Source organism: Fibrobacter sp. HC4, assembly GCF_023373925.1.
Classification (GTDB): Bacteria; Fibrobacterota; Fibrobacteria; order Fibrobacterales; family Fibrobacteraceae; genus Fibrobacter.
In genome coordinates this window covers 248,144-267,376 of the sequence record NZ_JALCZV010000001.1, presented here as the reverse complement: position 1 = coordinate 267,376, position 19,233 = coordinate 248,144, and the positions used below count along the sequence as shown (strand labels likewise).

The 19,233-nt window shown below is 43.8% G+C and carries 18 protein-coding genes; 7 read left to right on the top strand and 11 right to left on the bottom strand.

The features are described 5' to 3' along the window. On the bottom strand, window positions 1–641 hold a 641-nt coding region (locus MMG03_RS01195; protein ID WP_249505434.1), incomplete at its 3' end, for a helix-turn-helix domain-containing protein. 163 nt (window positions 642–804) lie between these two features. On the opposite strand from MMG03_RS01195, the gene MMG03_RS01190 reads away from it, so the two are divergent. From MMG03_RS01190 to MMG03_RS01175, 4 genes are all read left to right on the top strand, one after another. Continuing rightward, a complete protein-coding gene (locus MMG03_RS01190; RefSeq protein ID WP_346348697.1) occupies window positions 805–1,236 on the top strand; it encodes a DUF4194 domain-containing protein in 432 nt (143 codons plus the stop codon). Window positions 1,237–1,238: 2 nt separating this feature from the next. Beyond that, the gene (locus tag MMG03_RS01185; protein WP_249505432.1) at window positions 1,239–4,478 is read left to right on the top strand and encodes an SbcC/MukB-like Walker B domain-containing protein; all 3,240 of its coding nucleotides are present in this window, start codon (window positions 1,239–1,241) and stop codon (window positions 4,476–4,478) included. Next, window positions 4,475–5,695: a Wadjet anti-phage system protein JetD domain-containing protein gene (locus MMG03_RS01180; protein ID WP_073233344.1), complete on the top strand. Its 1,221-nt coding sequence runs from the start codon at window positions 4,475–4,477 to the stop codon at window positions 5,693–5,695. Before MMG03_RS01185 ends, MMG03_RS01180 begins: the two co-directional genes overlap by 4 nt. A gap of 116 nt (window positions 5,696–5,811) precedes the next feature. Further along, on the top strand, window positions 5,812–6,561 hold the full coding sequence (locus MMG03_RS01175; RefSeq protein ID WP_073161578.1) for a DUF3800 domain-containing protein: 750 nt from the start codon (window positions 5,812–5,814) through the stop codon (window positions 6,559–6,561). Between the two features lie 231 nt (window positions 6,562–6,792). On the opposite strand, the gene MMG03_RS15965 is transcribed toward MMG03_RS01175, so the two are convergent. Genes MMG03_RS15965 through MMG03_RS01160 form a run of 3 tightly spaced genes read right to left on the bottom strand, consistent with a single transcriptional unit; the run spans window position 6,793 to window position 8,277 of the window. Beyond that, window positions 6,793–7,356, bottom strand: coding sequence for a sugar O-acetyltransferase (locus MMG03_RS15965; protein ID WP_275976864.1), 564 nt, complete (start codon window positions 7,354–7,356; stop codon window positions 6,793–6,795). After that, window positions 7,356–7,892 (bottom strand): flavodoxin family protein, encoded by a 537-nt coding sequence (locus MMG03_RS01165; protein ID WP_249505431.1) that lies wholly within the window; start codon window positions 7,890–7,892, stop codon window positions 7,356–7,358. Before MMG03_RS01165 ends, MMG03_RS15965 begins: the two co-directional genes overlap by 1 nt. Before the next feature lie 31 nt (window positions 7,893–7,923). Next, window positions 7,924–8,277 carry a cyclophilin-like fold protein gene (locus MMG03_RS01160; protein WP_158535529.1) on the bottom strand — a complete coding sequence of 118 codons (354 nt, stop codon included), beginning with the start codon at window positions 8,275–8,277 and terminating at the stop codon, window positions 7,924–7,926. 428 nt (window positions 8,278–8,705) lie between these two features. Here MMG03_RS01160 and MMG03_RS01155 point away from each other — a divergent pair, with 428 nt between their 5' ends. The 3 genes from MMG03_RS01155 to MMG03_RS01145 all read left to right on the top strand — a co-directional run bounded on the left by MMG03_RS01155 (window position 8,706) and on the right by MMG03_RS01145 (window position 11,274). After that, a complete protein-coding gene (locus tag MMG03_RS01155; RefSeq protein ID WP_073283602.1) occupies window positions 8,706–9,737 on the top strand; it encodes an alpha/beta hydrolase in 1,032 nt (343 codons plus the stop codon). 109 nt (window positions 9,738–9,846) lie between these two features. Continuing rightward, window positions 9,847–10,788, top strand: coding sequence for an aldo/keto reductase (locus MMG03_RS01150; RefSeq protein WP_083539626.1), 942 nt, complete (start codon window positions 9,847–9,849; stop codon window positions 10,786–10,788). Window positions 10,789–10,803: 15 nt separating this feature from the next. Continuing rightward, entirely contained in the window at window positions 10,804–11,274 is a 471-nt protein-coding gene (locus tag MMG03_RS01145; protein WP_073283293.1) for a flavodoxin, read from the top strand. A gap of 15 nt (window positions 11,275–11,289) precedes the next feature. Here the strand turns inward: MMG03_RS01145 and MMG03_RS01140 are convergent, their stop codons facing one another. From MMG03_RS01140 to MMG03_RS01110, 7 genes are all read right to left on the bottom strand, one after another. Continuing rightward, window positions 11,290–12,168, bottom strand: coding sequence for a LysR family transcriptional regulator (locus tag MMG03_RS01140; protein ID WP_073283290.1), 879 nt, complete (start codon window positions 12,166–12,168; stop codon window positions 11,290–11,292). 19 nt (window positions 12,169–12,187) lie between these two features. After that, window positions 12,188–13,951, bottom strand: coding sequence for a glycosyltransferase family 39 protein (locus tag MMG03_RS01135; RefSeq protein ID WP_088658866.1), 1,764 nt, complete (start codon window positions 13,949–13,951; stop codon window positions 12,188–12,190). Continuing rightward, entirely contained in the window at window positions 13,948–15,489 is a 1,542-nt protein-coding gene (locus MMG03_RS01130) for an NAD(P)/FAD-dependent oxidoreductase (RefSeq protein WP_249505430.1), read from the bottom strand. The genes MMG03_RS01135 and MMG03_RS01130 overlap by 4 nt, the downstream gene beginning before the upstream one ends. Before the next feature lies 1 nt (window position 15,490). After that, entirely contained in the window at window positions 15,491–15,904 is a 414-nt protein-coding gene (locus MMG03_RS01125; protein ID WP_249505429.1) for a GtrA family protein, read from the bottom strand. Window positions 15,905–15,922: 18 nt separating this feature from the next. Further along, window positions 15,923–17,230 (bottom strand): hypothetical protein, encoded by a 1,308-nt coding sequence (locus MMG03_RS01120; RefSeq protein ID WP_249505428.1) that lies wholly within the window; start codon window positions 17,228–17,230, stop codon window positions 15,923–15,925. Then, the gene (locus MMG03_RS01115) at window positions 17,227–18,111 is read right to left on the bottom strand and encodes a TIGR02147 family protein (RefSeq protein ID WP_249505427.1); all 885 of its coding nucleotides are present in this window, start codon (window positions 18,109–18,111) and stop codon (window positions 17,227–17,229) included. Before MMG03_RS01115 ends, MMG03_RS01120 begins: the two co-directional genes overlap by 4 nt. Before the next feature lie 104 nt (window positions 18,112–18,215). Further along, window positions 18,216–19,145, bottom strand: a complete 930-nt coding sequence (locus tag MMG03_RS01110; RefSeq protein ID WP_249505426.1) for a hypothetical protein — start codon at window positions 19,143–19,145, stop codon at window positions 18,216–18,218. Between the last annotated feature and the right edge of the window lie 88 nt (window positions 19,146–19,233).

The window sequence follows — 19,233 nt, the reverse complement described above, 5'->3', positions numbered from 1 at the left end:
CCATCACAAGTCACAAGCTCCACGCCCTTGCGCTGCTCTTCGCTGAGATCCCTCATGAAGATGTCCAGCACCTCCTTCCCGTAGCCCTCGTGCACCCAGATCACGCAGCGCCTGTCGTGATCCACGACCACCGTTATGTACTTGTGCCCTTTCTTGTAGCTGGTCTCGTCGATGCCTATGCGCCTGAAGATGCAGCCTGCCTTGATAGGCCTTGTGTCCAGGCGTTCCCATACGCGGTCGACGATTTCTCCCACGGTATTCCAGGCGATGCGTAGCTGCTTTGCAACAGCCTTTTTCGACATGCTGCATACGGCCCATGCGACCTGCTGCTCGAAGGCGTCGGTGAAGCCAGACCTGTGGCTTGCCCACGGCACCTTCACGGTTTTTACGCCGCACTTCCTGCACTTCACCCTGTAGGTGTCCATCCTGATGAAGCCCATCTTCGTGCCGAGATCGAGCGTCCGCCATACCCTCTGTTCCCGGCCGTTGTCGTAGAGCTTCCCTTTTCGCCCACAACAGCCGCACCTGCTGGCGTTGCCCTTGGTGAGTCTTACCGTGATGGTGACCGTGGTGTCGGTTTGCTCCTGCTTGACGACTGAACAGCCGTTGACATTGAAGATGGATTTGTATAATTTTGACATGGGCTTTTTCTTCTGTTTTTTTTGGCGATTAAATTTTAGAAAATAGCCCATTTTTTTTGTTTGATTTAGGCGAAAGTCAACAAAAAAAGGTGGCGAAGCCACCCACACATGTTGATGAAGAGCCCATTTTTTGTTTAATTTAGGCGAAAGTCAACAAAAAAGGGTGGCGAAGCCACCCACACATGTTGATGAAGAGCCGCAAAAATTCAATAAATTCCAGAGCATCATTCTTTGCTGTTTGTGGACCTTGTATATGGACAAGATTCAATCAGGATCACTTTCCAAGCAAATTACGACGACTTTCCCAGAACTGAATGCGGAATTGGAGAAGTTTGAGTTTAAGGGTGCTTTTGATATTAAGAGCAATCTTAAAACAGCGTTGCAACTTTTTGCAAGATATAATTTGATTTTTGTCAATTGGAATGCTGCGGATAATGAACGTGTGATTGTTCTTTATCCGTCGATTCAATTCGCTTTAGATGAATCTGAATTCGCCACATTTGTCGCTGGTGTTCGCGAAAAAATGTTGAATGCCGGTCCTCAAAACGAAGATGTTGTAGAAGATAACTTTGATGCAGAAGGGGAGGAGGAATAATCATGGAATTCCGTAAAACCGCAAAGAAACTTCTTCTATTAAACTGGTCTTGTTTTCAGAATGTTTGCATTGAATTAGGTAGTTCAACCCTATTTACGGGTGTTAATGGCACAGGAAAGACTACAATTCTTGATGCCATGTCTTATTTGTTGTTTGCAAATACTCAGTTTAATCGTGCTGCCGATGACAAAGAACGAACGGTAAATGCTTATATCCATGGCGACCGTAAGACAAATGGTTCTGATCGATATCTTAGAAAAGATGCCGTTGTCAGTTATATTGTCATGGAATTCAATTCTCCTACAGAAGGCGATTTTGTCGTTGGAGTGAATATTGAATCCCGGTCTGCACAGGATTCTGCGGAATCAAAATGGTTTATCTTCCAGAATGCTAAAATCGAGGATTTTAACTTTAGATCTGTTGAAAATGGAAGATTAAGCATTGCTAGCGGAAAGAATCTTACTAGAAAGGGGATTCCTGTAAAGGCTTCGGAGATGCTTGGCCGAGAAAAGGCCAAACCTGCAATTGCAAGAGCTTTAGGCCTTCGAATAAGTGATGGTGACTTTAAGAAGTATGTCGAAAAAATCTTAAAGATGATGGCTTTCAAGCCAGAAAAGAATGTTGAAAAGTTTGTGAAGGACTCTGTACTCGTTCAGAACGACGTTAACTCTTTGCAGTCTTTGAGGGAGCAGAAAAACCACTATTCTGAAGCACTTCAGATGTTGGAGAATAACAAAAAACGTAAGGAACTTCTAGAAAAAATTGAAGTTGCTACTACGGCTTACGAAAAACAATTGAAATACATGAATATTCGTAAGATGATGTTTAGTTACCAGTTCCTTCAAAAAGATAAACAGGATTTGGAAAAGCGCGAACTTCTGTCGAAGACGCTAGTACTTGAACAGGGACAATTGGAGTCACAGAAGAAAACTGTTGAAACTGAATTAGAAACCGCACGCGAAAGTCGTACTAAAGTTAAGGATTCCAATAGAACCCTTAGTGATTCGCTAGGTAGTAAAAATGAAGAATTGAAGAATTGCAAAGAAAAGATTAAGGAATGTGAAACCTCTATTGCGGCTCTAAAAAATCTTCAGGTTACTATTACACAATTGCTTCCTCAAATTGAAAATGACATTTCGGTTTCTAAAGAATCTCAAGAAATACTTAAGAATCTAGCGGAAGATGGAATTGATGCTTCTGAAAAGCAGACTCGATTTATTGAATTAGGAGATCAAATTCAAACTGTTAGTGAAGAGTATACCGCAAATAAGGTTCGTTTAGAAGATAGAAGAGATGAGTGTAAGAAAACTCTTGCTGAGATTGAACGGAATATCAAGGATTTACAGGCTAAGAAAGTTATTTTCCCAAAAGATGCTGAAAATGCAAAATGCTCTATTCAGGAAGAATTTAATAGCCGCTCCATAAAGTCTGAAGTTCGCTTTTTTGCCGAATTAGTGGAGGAAATCAAGGATGAAAGCTGGCGCTTAGCTATTGAAACGTTTCTTGGTCGTAAACGTTATTACTTGATTGTTGATGACGAATATTGTGATGTTGCCTTGAGAATTCTTAAGGAGAAAAAGCTCACTAATGCTAATGTTGTTTTATCCGATAAAATTCCGGATAGTGACATAGAAAAGGATTCTGCTGCGGAAATTCTTGAAATCAAGAACAAGGCTGCTCGAAAGTATGCCAATCATTTGCTGAATGGAATTCATCTTTGCCATACCATCGAAGAACTTCATGATTACCCAAAGGGTGGCTTAATGACGGATGGTATGCTGGCTAAGAGCTATGCAGCATCTCTAATGAAAACCAGTGATATTGTTCCCTGCCTGGGAAAAAATGCTATTGAAATGCAATTGAAGATAAAAGAGAGGGATAAAGAACAGGTTTCTGCAAGTCTGCAAAGAACTTGTGATAAAATTAGTTCCTTAAGTCAATTACTTCGCTTGCTAAACAACATTGAATGGGATCCTGAGGAATATGATTTTGAGGCTGTAGAAAAATTCCAATTGCTGAAAAATAAACTTGGACAAATTGCTGACGAAATTGAATCCCTCAAGAAAAGTCCCGAAATGCTTCGTGCCATGCAAGAAATTGAAATGGCAGAGAAAAGGGTCTCTGAGCTTAAAGAATCAAGTGATGAGTTGAGCGAAAAATTAGGTGGTAATAAAGCTTCTCAGATTAGCAATAATAAGAGTATTGTGAATTTGATTCAAAGTATTGAGAATCGAATGAATGATTACCAGGGGTTAGTAAAAGCAAATCTTGAACTTGAACAAGAAATGTTTGAAACGTATGCCCAGATGGCAAAACAACAAAATAGTGTTTTAGTCATTGCTGAGAAGACGGTGAAAAATGCAGTATCTGATTTGAATGATAAAGAAAAAACTCTTGAAAACATTCAACTTGAATACAATAAACTTGCTGGAAAGGATTTGAACGAACGTGGTGTTGCTTACATCTGGTTCTATCGTGAAGAATATCGCGATATTGCCAACGCAAAACTTGATGAAGCTCAAAATAAACTTGATGAAGCTCAGAAAAAACTTCAAAAAGCATTCCTTTATGATTTTATTGCAGAATTAAAGGAAAATATCGAAAAAGCTAGAGAGGAAATTGATATTATCAATAAGGAACTGAAGAAGATTCCTTTTGGTATTGATTTTTATCAATTCAAAATGGAAGAAAGACCAGACCGAAAAATTTTCTTTGATATTTGTAATAATCTTGAAAGCTATATCAATCAGGATTTTTTCAATCCGATGAAGGTTTCTCAGGATAAGTTTAACGCAGATGTGCAGAAATTCCTAGACGATATTCTACAACAAGGTTCTGATGAAATGGAATACTCTGACTATAGAAACTATTTTGTATATGACATGAGCATCCGACGTAAAAATGGGGAAGAGATGGACCTTTCTCAGAAGCAAGGCTCTGCAAGTGGTGGCGAAAAGCAAACTCCGTACTTCATTATTCTTGCCGCCAGCTTGATGCAGTTCTATCCCAAGGAAAAAAATTGTGCTCGTGTAGCGTTCATTGATGAAGCATTCTCCGCCCTGTCAAAGGAACGTATTGAGCAGATGGTGAAATTCCTGGAGGAAAATCATTTCCAAGTATTCTATGCTGCACCTCCAGAAAAAATAGACAGTATCGGTAGCCATATTGATAATACGGTGGCTTTGTATTCTGATGGTAAATACACCTATGCAGAAGAAGGTATCAGGAAGTCTGCGGTATGAATTTAAACAAGCGACAAAAACTTATTCTTGATAAGCTTTTAAAAAAGTATGAGAACAGTAAAAGCTATAAAGGTGAGAATTCTGTTCGTCAGTCTTTTGCTGTAGAACCATCTAAGATCTTTGAGAAATATGAAGATGATTTTGCTGATCTTGATGAAGTTAGGAACTTTGAGCAAGAGGTTGCGGGGCTTCAGCAGTCTGGTTTGATAGATATCTTTTATAAAGATAATCATATTGCCAAGATCATTGCTATTGACGAAGAAAATGTCTGGAATCAACTCAGAAATATTCTTGGTGTAAAGGAGAAAAAGATTCTTTTACAGGAATCCTTAGATTTTTACACATCATGCCTTGACAAACATGCTGTTATAAAAAACTTTTGCGATGTTCAAATTGAACGAATCAATCAAGGTAAGAAAGAATTATACCCACTTGAATCAGTAAAGATTATTGTAGCGTTCCTTGATTATATCTTAAATAACCAGCAAGAAATTCTTGAACGAGAGCTTTCCATAGAAGTTGCTCATGATTCGAAAGTGTGGGAAAAGTCTTATAGATCACAAGTATGCAAGATATTACGAGAGAGCGGATGTTTTGATGAACTAGCCTCTCAGGAATCGGAAATCAAAGAATTTGAAAAGAAAATCCTGGAAGAATTAAACGTCTATCCAAATCCTTCATATGTGCATTTTAAAGGTAATGCGAAGATTATCTTTGATAATGGGGATATTATAAGCGTTTTACGAGATAGACCGCTTGCGTTGCCGTCTACGATTCTGAACTCAATAACAAAGATTGAAATTTTTGAAAAAAAGTTGATGACGGTTGAAAATTTAACGTCGTTCAATCGTGTCCAACATGATAATTCTTTCTTCGTGTATTTGAGTGGCTACCATAATACTGCAAAACGAAAATTTATTCAGCTAATTAAAAATCAAAATGAAACATTGGAATTCTACCACTTTGGTGATATAGATCCCGATGGACTTTTGATATTAGAAAATCTTAAGTACAAAACAGGTATTGACTTTCAACCATTCTGTATGGGCGTTGAACAGCTCAAGAAATACGAAAGGTATTGTAAGACGCTTGTAGAGAACGATACAGTTAAAGCGGACGGCCTGATTAAATCCGGAAAGTATGTTGAAACAGTTCAGTATATGTTGGATAACAATGTAAAGTTGGAACAAGAAATCATCAGTTGGAATGAAAAGTAACAATGGAAAATCGCTAAAGAATACTACTTTGTTTGTGTTGGCGATTGTTCTAGCTGAAACTAGCAAAGCCTTGACCGTCTTGCTTGAAACAAATAAAATAGGTATATTTCTGCGATATGAAAGAAACTGAGAATGTGAAAGCCTATTATTATTTTGATGAGGCAGGGGATCCAAATATTCTGGGTCATCATGGGGTGAACCTTGTTGAAAGTGGAGTTGCAAGCAAGGTTTTTATGGTAGGTTACCTAGAAACAAAGAATCCTAAGGGACTAACCAAGTCTTTAAACGCTTTGCATAAAGAAATTTGTGAAGATGAACTTTTACGGGAAATTCCTTCTATGGAAAAAACAAAAGTCGCTTTTCATGCGGCAAAGGATTGCCCTGAAGTTCGCGATAGGGTTTTCCGTTTGCTTAAAAATCTGGATTTCACCTATTATTGTGTAGTCCTCCAAAAAAGGGAGGAATTCTTCAGAAAGCGTTTTGAATTCAAGAATACAGAAATTTACAAGTACGCGGTTAAAAATCTGCTTGAAAATCGTTTGCACCTATATTCTGAAATTGACTGTTATTTTTCTTCATTGGGAAATGTTGTTCGCAAGGACACTATGCAAAGTGCCATTGATTCTGCAATTGACGCTTTCAGCAGCAAATGGCATTACGAGAACAAAAATTCAATAAGGATTTTTATTCAGCAAGCGTCAGAAATACCTTTGCTGCAGGCATCCGACTATGTTCTTTGGACCATTCAGCGTGTTTATGAAAAAAAAGAATATCGATTCTATAATTACTTGAAAGATAAAATCAAGATTGTCCACGACATTCTTGATTTCAAGTATTATTCTTCTAAGAATCCCATGGTAAAATAAAAAATGGACCCTTGTATAAGGCTAGGTTTCTTTCGAAACGCATGGCATGAAGCCCGCTTTCACCTTATTAGGACCCAATAACTGTAATCTAACAAAATTTTAGTTAAAAGTCAACCCCGAAGAATTCATGATTCGGCTGAACAAGAATGAATTCGACGAACTGGTCGCAAAATGCGATCGGTTTCGCCGCTGAGCTAGCCAGATTCTCCACGATGTTCTTGATTTCAAGTACTACACTTCCTTAATCACCTTCGCAGGAACGCCGCCTACCACCGTGTTGGGGGCGACATCTTTGTTTACTACGGCTCCTGCCGCGACAATGGCTCCGTCGCCGATGGTGACGCCCGGAAGAATGGTGGCGTTGGAACCGATCCACACGTTTTTTCCGATGTAGATGGGCTTGGGGTACATGTCTCCGCGGTGATCCGGTTCGGGGGCGTGATTCAATGTGGCGAGAACGACGTTGTGGCCGATGAGAGCGCCGTCGTCGATGGTGATGCCTCCTTGATCCTGAAATTTGCAGCCGGCGTTAATGAACACTCGTTTGCCGATTTTGATGTTTCTGCCGCAGTCCGTATTGAAGGGCGGGAACAGCCCGAAAGTTTCGTCAATGGGCTCGCCGATCAGTTCCGAGAATAGCTTGCGGATTTCGGCAGGCTCATGATAGCCTGTGTTGATTTCCGCAGTGATTTTCAAGGCTCGCTGGGACATTTCGTGCATAAGCAAATGGGTTTCACTTCCGGCGATGATTCGCGCGCCGGAGGCCATGACCTTTTTGAATTCTTCCAGAGTCATTAGACCTTAGATCCCTTCTTGTAGGCTTCGGCGAGAGCAATCTTGTTGCTTGCGGCTTCCTTGGGCTCGGAGGCACTGGCGAAAACGGTTCCCTTCAGCTTGACGTTGTCGAAACAGGCGATCCAGCCCTTGATTCCGTTTATGGCGTTCTTCGGGGTGGTCTTTTCATTTTCTGCGGCGGTGGCTAGCAGGTAGATTTCGCGGAACTTGTATTCGCTAATGTAAAGGGAATTAGCGCGGTCCAGCATGGTTTTTAGCTGACCGCACATTTCGTAGTAATAGATGGGTGTTGCAAAGGCGATGACTTCGGCGTTCTTCATCTTTTCAGTGATTTCGTTGGCGTCGTCCTTGATGACGCACTTGCCCTTCTTTTGGCAGGCGAGGCAACCGCGGCAAAATGCGATATTCTTGCCCTGTAGGGAAATGTATTCCACTTCATTGCCGGCGTCTTTTGCGCCCTTTGCGAATTCCTTGGCCAGAATGTCGGAGTTGCTTCCCTTGCGGAGGCTGGAAGAAATAACGAGAACTTTTTTCATTTGCGTGTCTCCATGAAAAATGCTGAGCGAATTAAAATGCTTGGATTGTGATTTTCTTGGCGCCAGCTTTTAGGGCATCCTTTAAACCATCGGGATTTTCGAAGGATCCGATGTCACTGTACTTATAGCCGGGATTGCTGAAGGTCTCGTAGAAAAAGACGAGGCAATCGGAACCGTAAACCTTGATGTCGCCTTTCTTGATTGTGTCGGGGGCGTAGCCTGTGGTCTTGAAACCGGAATCTAGGTAGACGTAATATTCGTTGCCGTGAAGTTCTGTCATGGAAACGGTCAGGGGAAGTTTTTCCTTGAAACTTTGCGCGGTGGCGTTGTCTGCTAGGGTGGCAATGAATTCTTGAGAGCCGATGGTGATTTTGATTTTGTTCATTTCGACAACCGAAACCTCGTTTGAACCTTGTTCCGCGTTTGACCCGGAATCGGCGCAGGCGTACAAAGGCAGAAGTAATAAGCCTGCAAAAAGAAAATTCAACAAATTTTTCATGTCACAAATATAGCGTTGTTTCGTTGAAATAGCAAATACTTTGATTTTATATACAGTTATGCCTAAAAAGCATAGCAAAGCATAAAAATTAAGTATTTGCTTATTGTGTTTTTGGGTTCTAAATTGTATCTTGCAAAAACATCTTCATAGGATTGAATATGAATTTCAAGAAATCTTCCTTAGGTAAAATTGTTACCGCTGCTGCAGTAATCTCTGTGGCAACCGCTTTCACCGCCTGCTGCGACAAGAGCGACGCAACTCAGACTGCAAAGGCTGCAAACGCAACTATCAACTACTCCGCAAACGAGACCGCTATGGCACAGAACGAAAAATTGGAACTGACTCAAGAATGGGACAAGGTTTTCCCCAAGAGCGAAAAGGTGGATCATAAGAAGGTGACCTTCACCAATAACTTCGGCATCACCTTGGCTGCCGATATGTACATCCCGAAGGATGCAAGCCTTGCTGTAAATGGTAAGTTTCCGGCCATCGCAGTTTCCGGTCCCTTTGGCGCCGTGAAGGAACAGTCCAGCGGTCTTTACGCACAGACCATGGCAGAAAAGGGTTACTTGACCATCGCATTTGACCCCAGCTTTACTGGCGAAAGCAGCGGCATGCCCCGCCGCGTGGCTTCTCCGGACATTAACACCGAAGACTTCATGGCCGCTGTAGATTTTCTCGGCGCTCGGGAAAATGTGGATGCTGAACGCATCGGCATTATCGGTATTTGCGGTTGGGGTGGCATCGCCCTGAACGCTGCTGCCGCGGACACCCGCATCAAGGCAACTGTGGCAAGCACCATATACGACATGACTCGCGTGGGCGGCAACGGTTACTTCGATTCTGCAGACAATGAAGAAGCCCGTTACGAAGGCCGCAAGGCTCTCGCAGCCCAGCGCGTAAAGGATCGCGCCGCAGGTTCCTACCTGCGTGCCGGTGGCGTTGTGGACCCGCTTCCGGATGATGCGCCCTATTTCGTGAAGGATTACTACGCTTACTACAAGACTCCTCGTGGTTACCATAAGCGTTCCGGCAATTCCAACGACGGTTGGAACGCAACAGGTACCCAGGCTTATGCCAACGCCCGCTTCCTCCGTTACACCAACGAAATCCGTTCCGCTGTTCTCGTGATGCACGGCGACAAGGCTCATTCCTTCTACTTCGGCAAGGATGCTTACAAGTACATGGTGGAAGGCAATCCCGCTGCAGGCATCAAGGCAAACCCGAATCCTTCCAACAAGGAACTTTTGGTAATTCCTGGCGCATCTCACGTGGATCTTTACGACAACATGGAAAAGATTCCTTTCGCAAAGCTTGACGAATTCTTCAAGGCTAATTTGAAGTAATTGGCCTGAACCGCTGCGAAATGCATTTGAAAAGAAGGTGGTTCGCTGCCTTCTTTTTTTATAAAAAATGATTTGACATTGAGTCAACTCTAGGTGTTAAATTATGAATATGAAAAATTTTCTTTCAAGTTTTCTAGCTGTATCGGTAGCGTTTTTGCTGGGCTGCTCCAGCGAAAGTGTTGCTGCCAAAACTGCGGAAAATGAAACTCAGGTCAGCGGAGGTGAATCTGTGACCGTTGCAAATACAATCAAGTTGAATAGTGGCTACTCAATGCCGGTTCTTGGTCTTGGAACCTGGACCATGAGCAATTCTTTTGCATCGGATGCTGTTTATGAAGCAATCAAGATGGGCTATCGCCTTTTTGATACGGCGGAATATTACGGCAACGAGAAGGGTGTAGGTGAAGGTGTTCGCCGTGCCATTAAGGATGGCCTTGTAAAGCGCGAAGATGTTTTCGTGACTACCAAGGTGATGCCTGGCTATTACCGTAATCCAGAAAAGGGTATTGACGAATCCAATGAAACATTGGGTTTGGGGTACATTGACTTGATGCTTGTTCATCAGTCAGGGCCAAATGACGATGGCGTTTACAAGGCTTTGGAAAAAGGCGTTGCCGCAGGGAAAATTCGATCCATCGGAATTTCCAATTACTATACGGCGGAAGAATTTGAGCGTGTGACCGCAGGTGCGAAAATCAAACCTGCTGTTGTTCAAAATGAAAATCATCCGTTGTACCAGAATACGGAATTCCAGAAATATGTGGCCAAGTATGGTACCGTCGTGGAGTCCTACTATCCATTGGGCGGTCGCGGAAATACCCAGAAAATTCTTGGCAATTCGACGCTGAAAGAAATTGCAAAGGCTCACGGAAAGACCGCTGCTCAGGTGGATTTGCGCTGGCATATTCAGGCTGGCTACATCACCATTCCGGGAATTGATTCTCTCAAATACTTGAAAGAAGATTTCAATATCTTTGACTTTGAATTGACTACTGAAGAAATGAAAAAGATTGGTGAAATGGATACGGGACGCCGTTTTGAAAACTGGTAATTTTTCGAGGTGATTATGAAAAAAGTACTGATTTTTCTTTTGCTTGCTTGCGTCGCAATTTGTGCAGCCCCAAATTCAGGCAACGCCAACTCAAAAACTCTGGTCATCTATTACAGTCAAACAGGAACTACAGAAAAACTGGCACAGAGAATTTCGGAAAAGGTTGACGGCGAAATTTTTGCTTTGGATTCAACAGGTGCTGCGTCCGTATCCCCCTCCAATTACGATGTTCTTTTTATTGGGACACCTGTATGGAATGATTCTGTGGCGACGCCTATGATTCGCTGGCTGAAAAATCATTCCAGGGAATTCAAAGGGAAAACGGTTGTTTCATTTTGCACTTGGTGGACGACGCAAGCGAAAACGACGCTGGATCAAATCGTGGAGTTGACGCCCAAGGCAAAACATTTAGAGGGCTTGGATCAGCAGCATGGGAAAACAGCAGATGTTGAAGCATTCCTAAAGAAAATAAAATTATTGAAATAACAGAACTACTGGAATTTATTCCAGTTCCTGCTTGAGCATTTCCAGGAAGAGCGCTGCCGGCTTACTGAAGGCGGCGTTCTTTTTATAGACGGCCACCAGACCCACTTCTCGGGCGGGGTGCAGGGGGATGAACTTCAGCTCGCTATCTTCAGAGGTGTTGATGATTTTGTCTAGGCCAAGGGCACAGCCCACGCCTTCCTTTACCATGAGGGATGCGTTAAAGAGCAAGTTGTAAGTGGCGATGACATTCAGGGGAATGCGGCCCAGCCAGCCGGAAAATTCGTTGCTCCTAAAGGATTGCCTAGAAACAATCAGCGGAATTTTTGTTAGGTCTGCGGGCCTTATAAATTTGCGATCCGCTAGTTCCGAATCTCTGCGGACGAGGAGCCCCCAGGTGTCTTTGCTTTGCAGGGCGAGATAATCGTACTTCTGCTTGTTTACAGGTTCGATGAGAATGCCGAAATCCAGTAAGCCCTGGTCCAGTTTTTCGGTAACGTCAGCGGCGTTTCCGCTGAAAAGGTTCAGACGGACTTGGGGATGTTTTTCGTTAAATTTCTTGAAGACTTTTGCGATGACTCGCATGCCGTCGGTTTCGCCACCGCCCACGAAAATGTCGCCGGTAAGTTCCTGTTGGCTTGCGACCTTGAATTCGTTTGCGGTGCGTTCTGCAAGGGCCACGATTTCTTCGGCTCTCTTGCGGAAGAAAATGCCGTCTTCGGTAAGGATGGTCTTCTTGTTGGAACGCGCAAACAGCTTTACGCCCAGCTCTTCTTCCAGTTCTTGCATTTGGCGGGAAAGTGTTGGCTGGGTAACGAACAGCACGTCGCTTGCCGCCTTGGAAATGCTTTCTTCCTGGGCGACGGCTAAGAAGTATTTGAGGGTTCGAAGTTCCATGGAGTGAAATATAATTTTACTATCCAAATACACAACCCATCAGCAGCACAGAACATACCACAAAAACAAGTACTGTTGCGATACCAAGAATTTTCCACTTGAGGGAAAATTCTTTTTGGTATATGCCCAATCCAACATAGGGAACAAAGCTCAACAACGCAGGCATGATGTAGCGGAAATCGTTGCTGCAGGCGTAGGGATATTTGTAACGCAGGAAACTCAATGCTGCAAAGAACAGGATTCCCTGAATAAAAAGAATCCAATGGTAAACATCTAGTTTTGTATTCCACCAGCCGCGAATCGCAAATACGATCAAGCCCAGGAATGACACGCTAATGAAGGATGCCAAGGTCTTACCCAATGCGGTTTCCACAAGTTTGAATTCTCCAAACAGGGAAGATTTGAGGGCGTAATTGAGAAAGTATTCTCTGCCCAGACCGTTGGCCCATGCGCTGGTATAAGGTTCCGTTAGGAAAGACTTCAGATCAAAATAAAGATAGTTTCCGGCTTCGTTCCCGACTTTCAAGCCCGAGTGCAGACTGTTTGCGTTGGAAACTAGGCCTCCTTCGCCCATTATTTTTTCGAAGGCCAATCCAACAAAGATTAGAAATAATAAAATCCAGCTTGTGATTTCTGGTTTGGTTGGTGTAATTTTTTTTGGCGAACGATTTTTGAGATAGCCTGCAACAGCCATCAGTATTACAAGAGCCAAAGAGATAAAGCCTGTGGATTTTGTCCAGATTGCAAGAGCTGCGCAAACCACGGCGAAAACAAGGGACGAACCTTTCCTATACCTAATGTAATTGAAGCCTGAAAGCAGACAAAGAACATGCAGTGCAATGAACATCTGATCGTTCCCGATTCTTGGAGCGACTAAAAGTAAGGTTGGCCACACCGTCCAAAGGGCTGCGGCAACAATCAGGCTTTTGCCATCCACAAGTTTTTTTAATAGGGCAAGACCACAAATCAATACGAGAATTGAAAGCGCCAAACTAAATAGCTGAACGCCTGCACTTGATGCAAATCCTAGCAGGCTACTTGCAATAAGCGAAGGTACCGCCACCGTGTAATAAACTGGTGGATGGTAACAGGTCCAGCATTCATCCGCTGCAGGAATCGCAAGGTTATCCGCAATATACTGAATGTACGCCAAATGACCTTCTACATCATTTGCAAATTGAGTGTAGGGCAGGGCGCTGAACATGGCAAATCGCAGGAATACTCCGAACACGACGCAAAGAAGTAAAAATGAATGCCACTTGCGGCGTTTGCATAAGGATGCAAGAGCTAATCCCGCAAGGATTGCAATCACGATTTCCAGGGCGTCCGTAAAGCCTGTCCCCTTAGGAAAAACATTGATTCCTCCGGGTCCGCCACCATTTTTCAGGATAAGTTCATAAGTCGTTCTAGGGCCAACGCGGTGGGGCGCGGTAACAGAATCTGCCAGCACAAATCCCTTGCTGTAATTGCATCTGCCAGAATAATCCGACAGAGGAATGTCTGCGCTGTTAATCGTTAGCGATTCTGCGCAATCATCGGGGATGATATTCAGGTCATAGTGAAGATTTAGCGGATTTGAGATAACAAAGCTAACGCGAAAATTTTCGCCCTGCATCATTTTTCTGGAAATCGGCAGCGATGTCTTTTCGTCGTTTTCTCCTTGGTGAAGAATCACATTCTCTACACGGATTTGCCCGTATTGCAAAAATGCGAAACACGCAAGAATGCCGACGATGCAACGAAATTCAAAATTTTCAAGAATTTTCTTAAGCACATTTTTCATTTCTTTTTGCCTTCGTGATATTCTTCTTCGGTATTGACATCCCAAAGATCCGATTTGTCAACGGAGCCTTCGCGAATACACTTTACGGTTTCCATGGCGGTCAGCATACTGTGATCCATGTTGTTGTATTTGTGCATGCCGTTACGGCCCATCAGGAACAGGTTTTCGATGTTGTCCAGATATTCGCGAATCTTATGGAATTCGCCATAGGTTCCGAAGTAGGCCGGATAAGCCTTCTTGACGCGGAATACAACGGAATCGCGAACTGACTCCGGCTTTGCCACATGAATCCTGTCCAGTTCTGTAATGGCAAACCGGATGAAGTCGGCATCGGACATTGTCCACATTTCGTCGCCTTCGTTAACGAAGTATTCCAGGCCAATCCAGACCTTGGACGGATCACTAACCAGATATGGACTCCAGTTGTTGAACACCTGAATGCGACCCAGCTTTACATCGCTTTCCTGAACATAAATCCAGTTGTCCTTTATGTTTCCTATTTCAAGTTTATCCAGCAGCAGACCGACGGTCATAAAATCACGATAGACGAGTCCTTCCGCAACCCGCTTTACTTCGGCGGGAACGGAAGTCTTGGGCTGATCCATGGCGGTTACCAGTTCCTTCACGGGCATGGAGCTTAGGAAATAGTCGCATGGAATTGTCTTGACGCCTTGATCGTTGTCAACGGCGACACTTACCACGCGGTTCTCAATCCGATTTACTCCCACAACCTTTGCGTTCATCACAATTTCACCGCCCATGTCAAGGATTTTCTGGGCGACGGTTTCCCAAAGCTGGCCAGGCCCAAGTTTTGGATATAGGAACTGGCCGATTAAACTTGTTTCGGTATTTTTCTGACGGAATTTATCTGCGCTATCCCTATCAATGGCGTGTCTATTACTTTTGAAAATTTGCTTTACCGCATGAACCACAGTCTTTGTAATGGAAAGCCCTTTAATGCGCTGGCCGCCCCATTCTGGGCTGATTTTATTGCAGGGAACACCCCAGAGCTTTTCGGTGTAGTCCCTGAAAAAGGTTCTGTAAAGTTCAACGCCGAAACGGTTGATCATAAAATCTTCAAGACTCTTTTCGGAACGGGCAGGAAGCAACTGCACCTTAAGATAGCTCAGGCCAATTTTCATCATTCGCCAAAATCCGAGTCCGCGAATGGTATTTCCGTTCAAGGTTACGGGGTAGTCGAAGAGTTTCCGCAGGAACAAGATGCGACTTAGCCGGCTACGGCAAAGCATGACCAAATCGTCTTTTTCTGGATGGGGCCCGTCCTTGGATTCCAGGGGAAGAATGTTCAGCCACCAGTCCATAACAGCATCGCTCTTGCTGAAGAATCGATGGCCTCCAATATCCATCCTGTTGCCTTTGTAACAAGCCGTCCGAGAGATTCCGCCAATTGCATTTTCTGCTTCAAAGATTACAGGCTTTACATTTGTGGTGCGAAGTAATTCCAATGCGGCCGTCAAGCCTGCTGGCCCGGCACCTGCGATGACAGCAATTTTTGGGGATTCATTTTCAGTGGTCATGTCAATCCTTTTTTTCTCGGAACAAGGTCAGCTTTCGCGCTCCGAAGTTCCACGTCAAAACAACTGCCGCGGCGATCATCTTGGAAATCATTTCCTGCCCATGGAGCGAGTCTACCAGGAAAACCATCAACAGTTCGTTAAGCGCAACACCTGCAAAACCAATCACGGCGAATACAGCAAACTCTGCAGACTTACGCATTTCAAGCCTGCGTTTGCAATCCGAGAAAACCCACCTGACGCTAAGGGCATAGTTGAGTACCAGACCAGCAACCAACCCGATGAAATTCGCAAGCAGATAATGCAAGCCTAGAACATACAGGCAAAAAGCGAATAGCCCAAAATCCACTAGAAAGGCAAATCCACCCACTAGCAAGTAACGTGCTAGTTGCGCTAGCACTCCTTTTATTTCAACCATAATGTTATCGTTTAGTTTTTACAGCAGAGAAGACTTGAACCATTCTCCGTATGAAATGGCATTTGTGCTCAGACTGTAACTACCATCTTCACATTTCCAAACTTCGCTTGATAAAGGCTTGCGAATACTCTCCGGTTCGGTAGCCCCTATGTTGCCGTCACAGTCTTCAACAAGAAAATATACCGAAAAGAAATTGTTATTTCGCATACATTTTCCGCCGGGGGAAACGCTGGCAAATTCCAGGAAACCGTCAGATATACTGGTCAACACATGCCCCATTGGCTGGCCACCATCATCGACCATGGTCATAAAGTACTGGCAACTTTCCTTATTTTCTGCGGAATGTCCCTTCATGATTTTGGCAGTCATCGGAAAACAGACGGAAATGTCATCTTGATTTATCTGGAACAGTGGAGGTTTGGACACTATATCTGTGGGAGAAATTCCTGTTTTTGCGTAGGCGTAATCCATGCAAGCCATTGAGGCCGTTCCGTTGTAGGCTATAACTCGGTCATCAAAGGACAGCGGCCCTGCATTTGACACATATTGCAAAATGTAGTTTTCAAGAGTACGACTACTGTCAATGGAAATTTCCTGATTGTTGTTTGCGCCGCAGTTTTCACAGATTTCAGGTGCACCAATATCTTCAAAGAAATTCTCGCCGTCAGATTCGCTGGAACTGCTGAGCGTTTCGTAATGCCCGTAAGAAGCATTCATGTCGTAACAACTTTGACTTAAAACATCGCCAAGATACTTCAATGACTTGCCATTGATTTCAGTAAAACTCGTCGTTACAAGGCAGGCGTATTCGAAGCCCGTTCCTTCGACAATCAGCGTATCCACAAGGATCGTTCCACCTGCAGCAATGCAGCCACCCTGCACGGTTTCTATGAACGGCTCTAGGTTGTCTTCTAGATTTTTACCACGGAAAACAGTGGCGATGGTATCACCCATAATTTTGGTGGCTCCCTCAAAAATTTGATTGTCCGAAGAACAGCCGCCCGAAGCTCCGTTTTCGGCCTTGTAGGTTGAAACTGAAGCATATCCATAGTCAATTTTATCGGAGGACTCCGTTGTAAATTTCATGACGCGAGCTACGTAAGAAATCTTGTAATCTGTAGGTACAATAACGGACGCCGCTGAACTTGATGACTTGTTTTCTGTGGGTTTAAGTGTATCCCCATCGATTATCGTGGAGTTGGATGAAACTCCGTCGATATCTGCATTCTGGTCTTCAATAGAACCGCCGGCAACCTTGTCTGATTCGGAACATGCAAACAAGAATAAAATCAGCAAACAGAATAAGGCAACTTTATCGAATTTCATCTTTTTTTACATCCTTTATTTGCGGAACCAGATTCGCCTTTTAAAATTTTTTCGGTTAGAGGGAACAACTGCAGATTCAGTCGATAGACGCGATTGCCTCCTTTCTTTGCTGTCGCTATGGAAATAATCCTTTTTCGACAGGCGTCAAGTTCCTCTACGATCTTGGCGTAATCTTCTTCATCGATTCCGATGGTGGCTCCAGAAAAATTTCTTTCGTTTACGGGATATTTTTCAATGGCGTCTTTCGCAAAGTTTGCCATTTCCTTGTGCATTGCGCGAACCTGCGTGGGCATGGCCGCTACAGAGGCCTGAAGCGAACGATCCTCTTGCTCATAGACATCGCTTGCTGTTTTCCTAAGAAATTTTGCGCGGGTCAGAAATGCCAGTGCGTTGCGGACTTCTTCTGCTGAGAAAGCGCCTCTGCAAGCCTTGGATAAATCCGAAGGTTTTGCCCCGGGCATCATGGGCGCCAACTCACGAAGCACCGGATATTTCCAGGACTCATAAAACGAAATGGACTCGCCTTCCAGTACACGGACTTGGTGAGAACTTACAATGTCAATCATTTCCGCATAGGCGGCATCTTTTTCAGCATCTTTTTTAGCCTGGCAAAATCGGACCAATTGCTGAAAGTAATCGTATTCTGCCCCGACAAGCCCCATCGCCTTTGCAACGCGTTTTGTCCCTGGGTTGGAAAGCCCGCTTTTACCATCGCAAACGACTTTCAGATAATTTGGTGATGAAAAACCGCTGACTTTTGCAAATTCACGCCAGGAAAAAGCGGAAGTCCTTTTTTTCCACTGGTAATAATCGTTCATGAAAGAACGGTAGTCGTCGTATTCAAATACAGATTTCATCACATCTAAAATATACACCTCCATGGAATGATCGTGGAGAAGATTACTACATGAAAATTTTGTTTTTTGCCGGTTTGTATTATAAAGTGTATAGTATAGCGACTTGCGGCTGAATTTTTGCTGCTATGCTAGAATAAATCCAGCGTGCTGTCCAGATAGATTTCTTCTCTTACGTTCAGCTGGTATTCTGGCTTAGTCATGTAGTAAAGCAAAAATTCCAGGATGAGGGCGCTACCAAGGCTGCGGCCTTCAATCTTGAATTGTGAAAAACCTGCAGGCGCATAAATGTTCTGGATGTCTTCAATTCCGATGAAACTTGGATTTTTCATGGCGTCGGAAAAGCGGTAGCCTTTCTTTGCACCAGGCGATTTGCAGATGTGATCATTGCAATCTTCCCCCAGGTTTTTACGGCTCACGTTCTCGTAACAAATCTTGCGGTCGGTGCAACCGAACCAGCAACATTCATTGCAGAGAAATTCCACTTTCTGCTTTTGGGCAGGAGACAACGCGGCGAACTTATCCAATTCCTTGTTTAGCCTGAAATCTGGGACAACGTAACGAAATTCATCGCGGCTCAATTCTTGTAGGAACTGCGCGAAAACCGTAATGACCTTCGTTGTGGAAGAAACGAAATAGAATCTCGGATATTTTTTCTGCAAATAATTCAATAGCAAGTCGGAATGAACGATGACTCCATTTTGCACGCGGTCCCTGCCGGAGTTATATCCGGTGCGTTCACTATCCGCGTCACCTTCAAACATCCTGCAAAGTTCATTGCACCTTGCATCCGAAAGATGTTCTTCCCTTAACAGGGAATTACTAAAAGTCAATCTTGCTGAAATTCCATATTCCTTTAAAAGCTCCGCCACCCGTTCCGCAGGCTCGTCGCCAAAGCCTACACGGCCGCCGCCCCAGATGCAGTCGGCGGGAGCCCCGTAAATGGACCCGATTTCACACCAGTCATAAAACCACTCCCGATGCACATGTAACAGCGGCAGAAACGCCTTGTACAAGTCGTAAAATTCGAATAGCCCGGGAAGATGGTAAAAAACTTTCATTTGAAATCCTTAATGCACAAAATAGAATTTCTACGGGCTTCGCGCGGCATCTGCTGATTCAAAACATTAATCTTTGAATTTATATTTA

What these genes read in the sequence shown, in the direction of transcription:
- MMG03_RS01185 (WP_249505432.1), top strand. Translation starts at nt 1,239, where the DNA reads ATGGAATTCCGTAAAACCGCAAAGAAACTTCTTCTATTAAACTGGTCT.
- MMG03_RS01180 (WP_073233344.1), top strand. Translation starts at nt 4,475, where the DNA reads ATGAATTTAAACAAGCGACAAAAACTTATTCTTGATAAGCTTTTAAAA.
- MMG03_RS01175 (WP_073161578.1), top strand. Translation starts at nt 5,812, where the DNA reads ATGAAAGAAACTGAGAATGTGAAAGCCTATTATTATTTTGATGAGGCA.
- MMG03_RS15965 (WP_275976864.1), bottom strand. Translation starts at nt 7,356, where the DNA reads ATGACTCTGGAAGAATTCAAAAAGGTCATGGCCTCCGGCGCGCGAATC.
- MMG03_RS01165 (WP_249505431.1), bottom strand. Translation starts at nt 7,892, where the DNA reads ATGAAAAAAGTTCTCGTTATTTCTTCCAGCCTCCGCAAGGGAAGCAAC.
- MMG03_RS01160 (WP_158535529.1), bottom strand. Translation starts at nt 8,277, where the DNA reads ATGAACAAAATCAAAATCACCATCGGCTCTCAAGAATTCATTGCCACC.
- MMG03_RS01155 (WP_073283602.1), top strand. Translation starts at nt 8,706, where the DNA reads ATGGCACAGAACGAAAAATTGGAACTGACTCAAGAATGGGACAAGGTT.
- MMG03_RS01150 (WP_083539626.1), top strand. Translation starts at nt 9,847, where the DNA reads ATGAAAAATTTTCTTTCAAGTTTTCTAGCTGTATCGGTAGCGTTTTTG.
- MMG03_RS01145 (WP_073283293.1), top strand. Translation starts at nt 10,804, where the DNA reads ATGAAAAAAGTACTGATTTTTCTTTTGCTTGCTTGCGTCGCAATTTGT.
- MMG03_RS01140 (WP_073283290.1), bottom strand. Translation starts at nt 12,168, where the DNA reads ATGGAACTTCGAACCCTCAAATACTTCTTAGCCGTCGCCCAGGAAGAA.
- MMG03_RS01135 (WP_088658866.1), bottom strand. Translation starts at nt 13,951, where the DNA reads ATGAAAAATGTGCTTAAGAAAATTCTTGAAAATTTTGAATTTCGTTGC.
- MMG03_RS01130 (WP_249505430.1), bottom strand. Translation starts at nt 15,489, where the DNA reads ATGACCACTGAAAATGAATCCCCAAAAATTGCTGTCATCGCAGGTGCC.
- MMG03_RS01125 (WP_249505429.1), bottom strand. Translation starts at nt 15,904, where the DNA reads ATGGTTGAAATAAAAGGAGTGCTAGCGCAACTAGCACGTTACTTGCTA.
- MMG03_RS01120 (WP_249505428.1), bottom strand. Translation starts at nt 17,230, where the DNA reads ATGAAATTCGATAAAGTTGCCTTATTCTGTTTGCTGATTTTATTCTTG.
- MMG03_RS01115 (WP_249505427.1), bottom strand. Translation starts at nt 18,111, where the DNA reads ATGGAGGTGTATATTTTAGATGTGATGAAATCTGTATTTGAATACGAC.
- MMG03_RS01110 (WP_249505426.1), bottom strand. Translation starts at nt 19,145, where the DNA reads ATGAAAGTTTTTTACCATCTTCCCGGGCTATTCGAATTTTACGACTTG.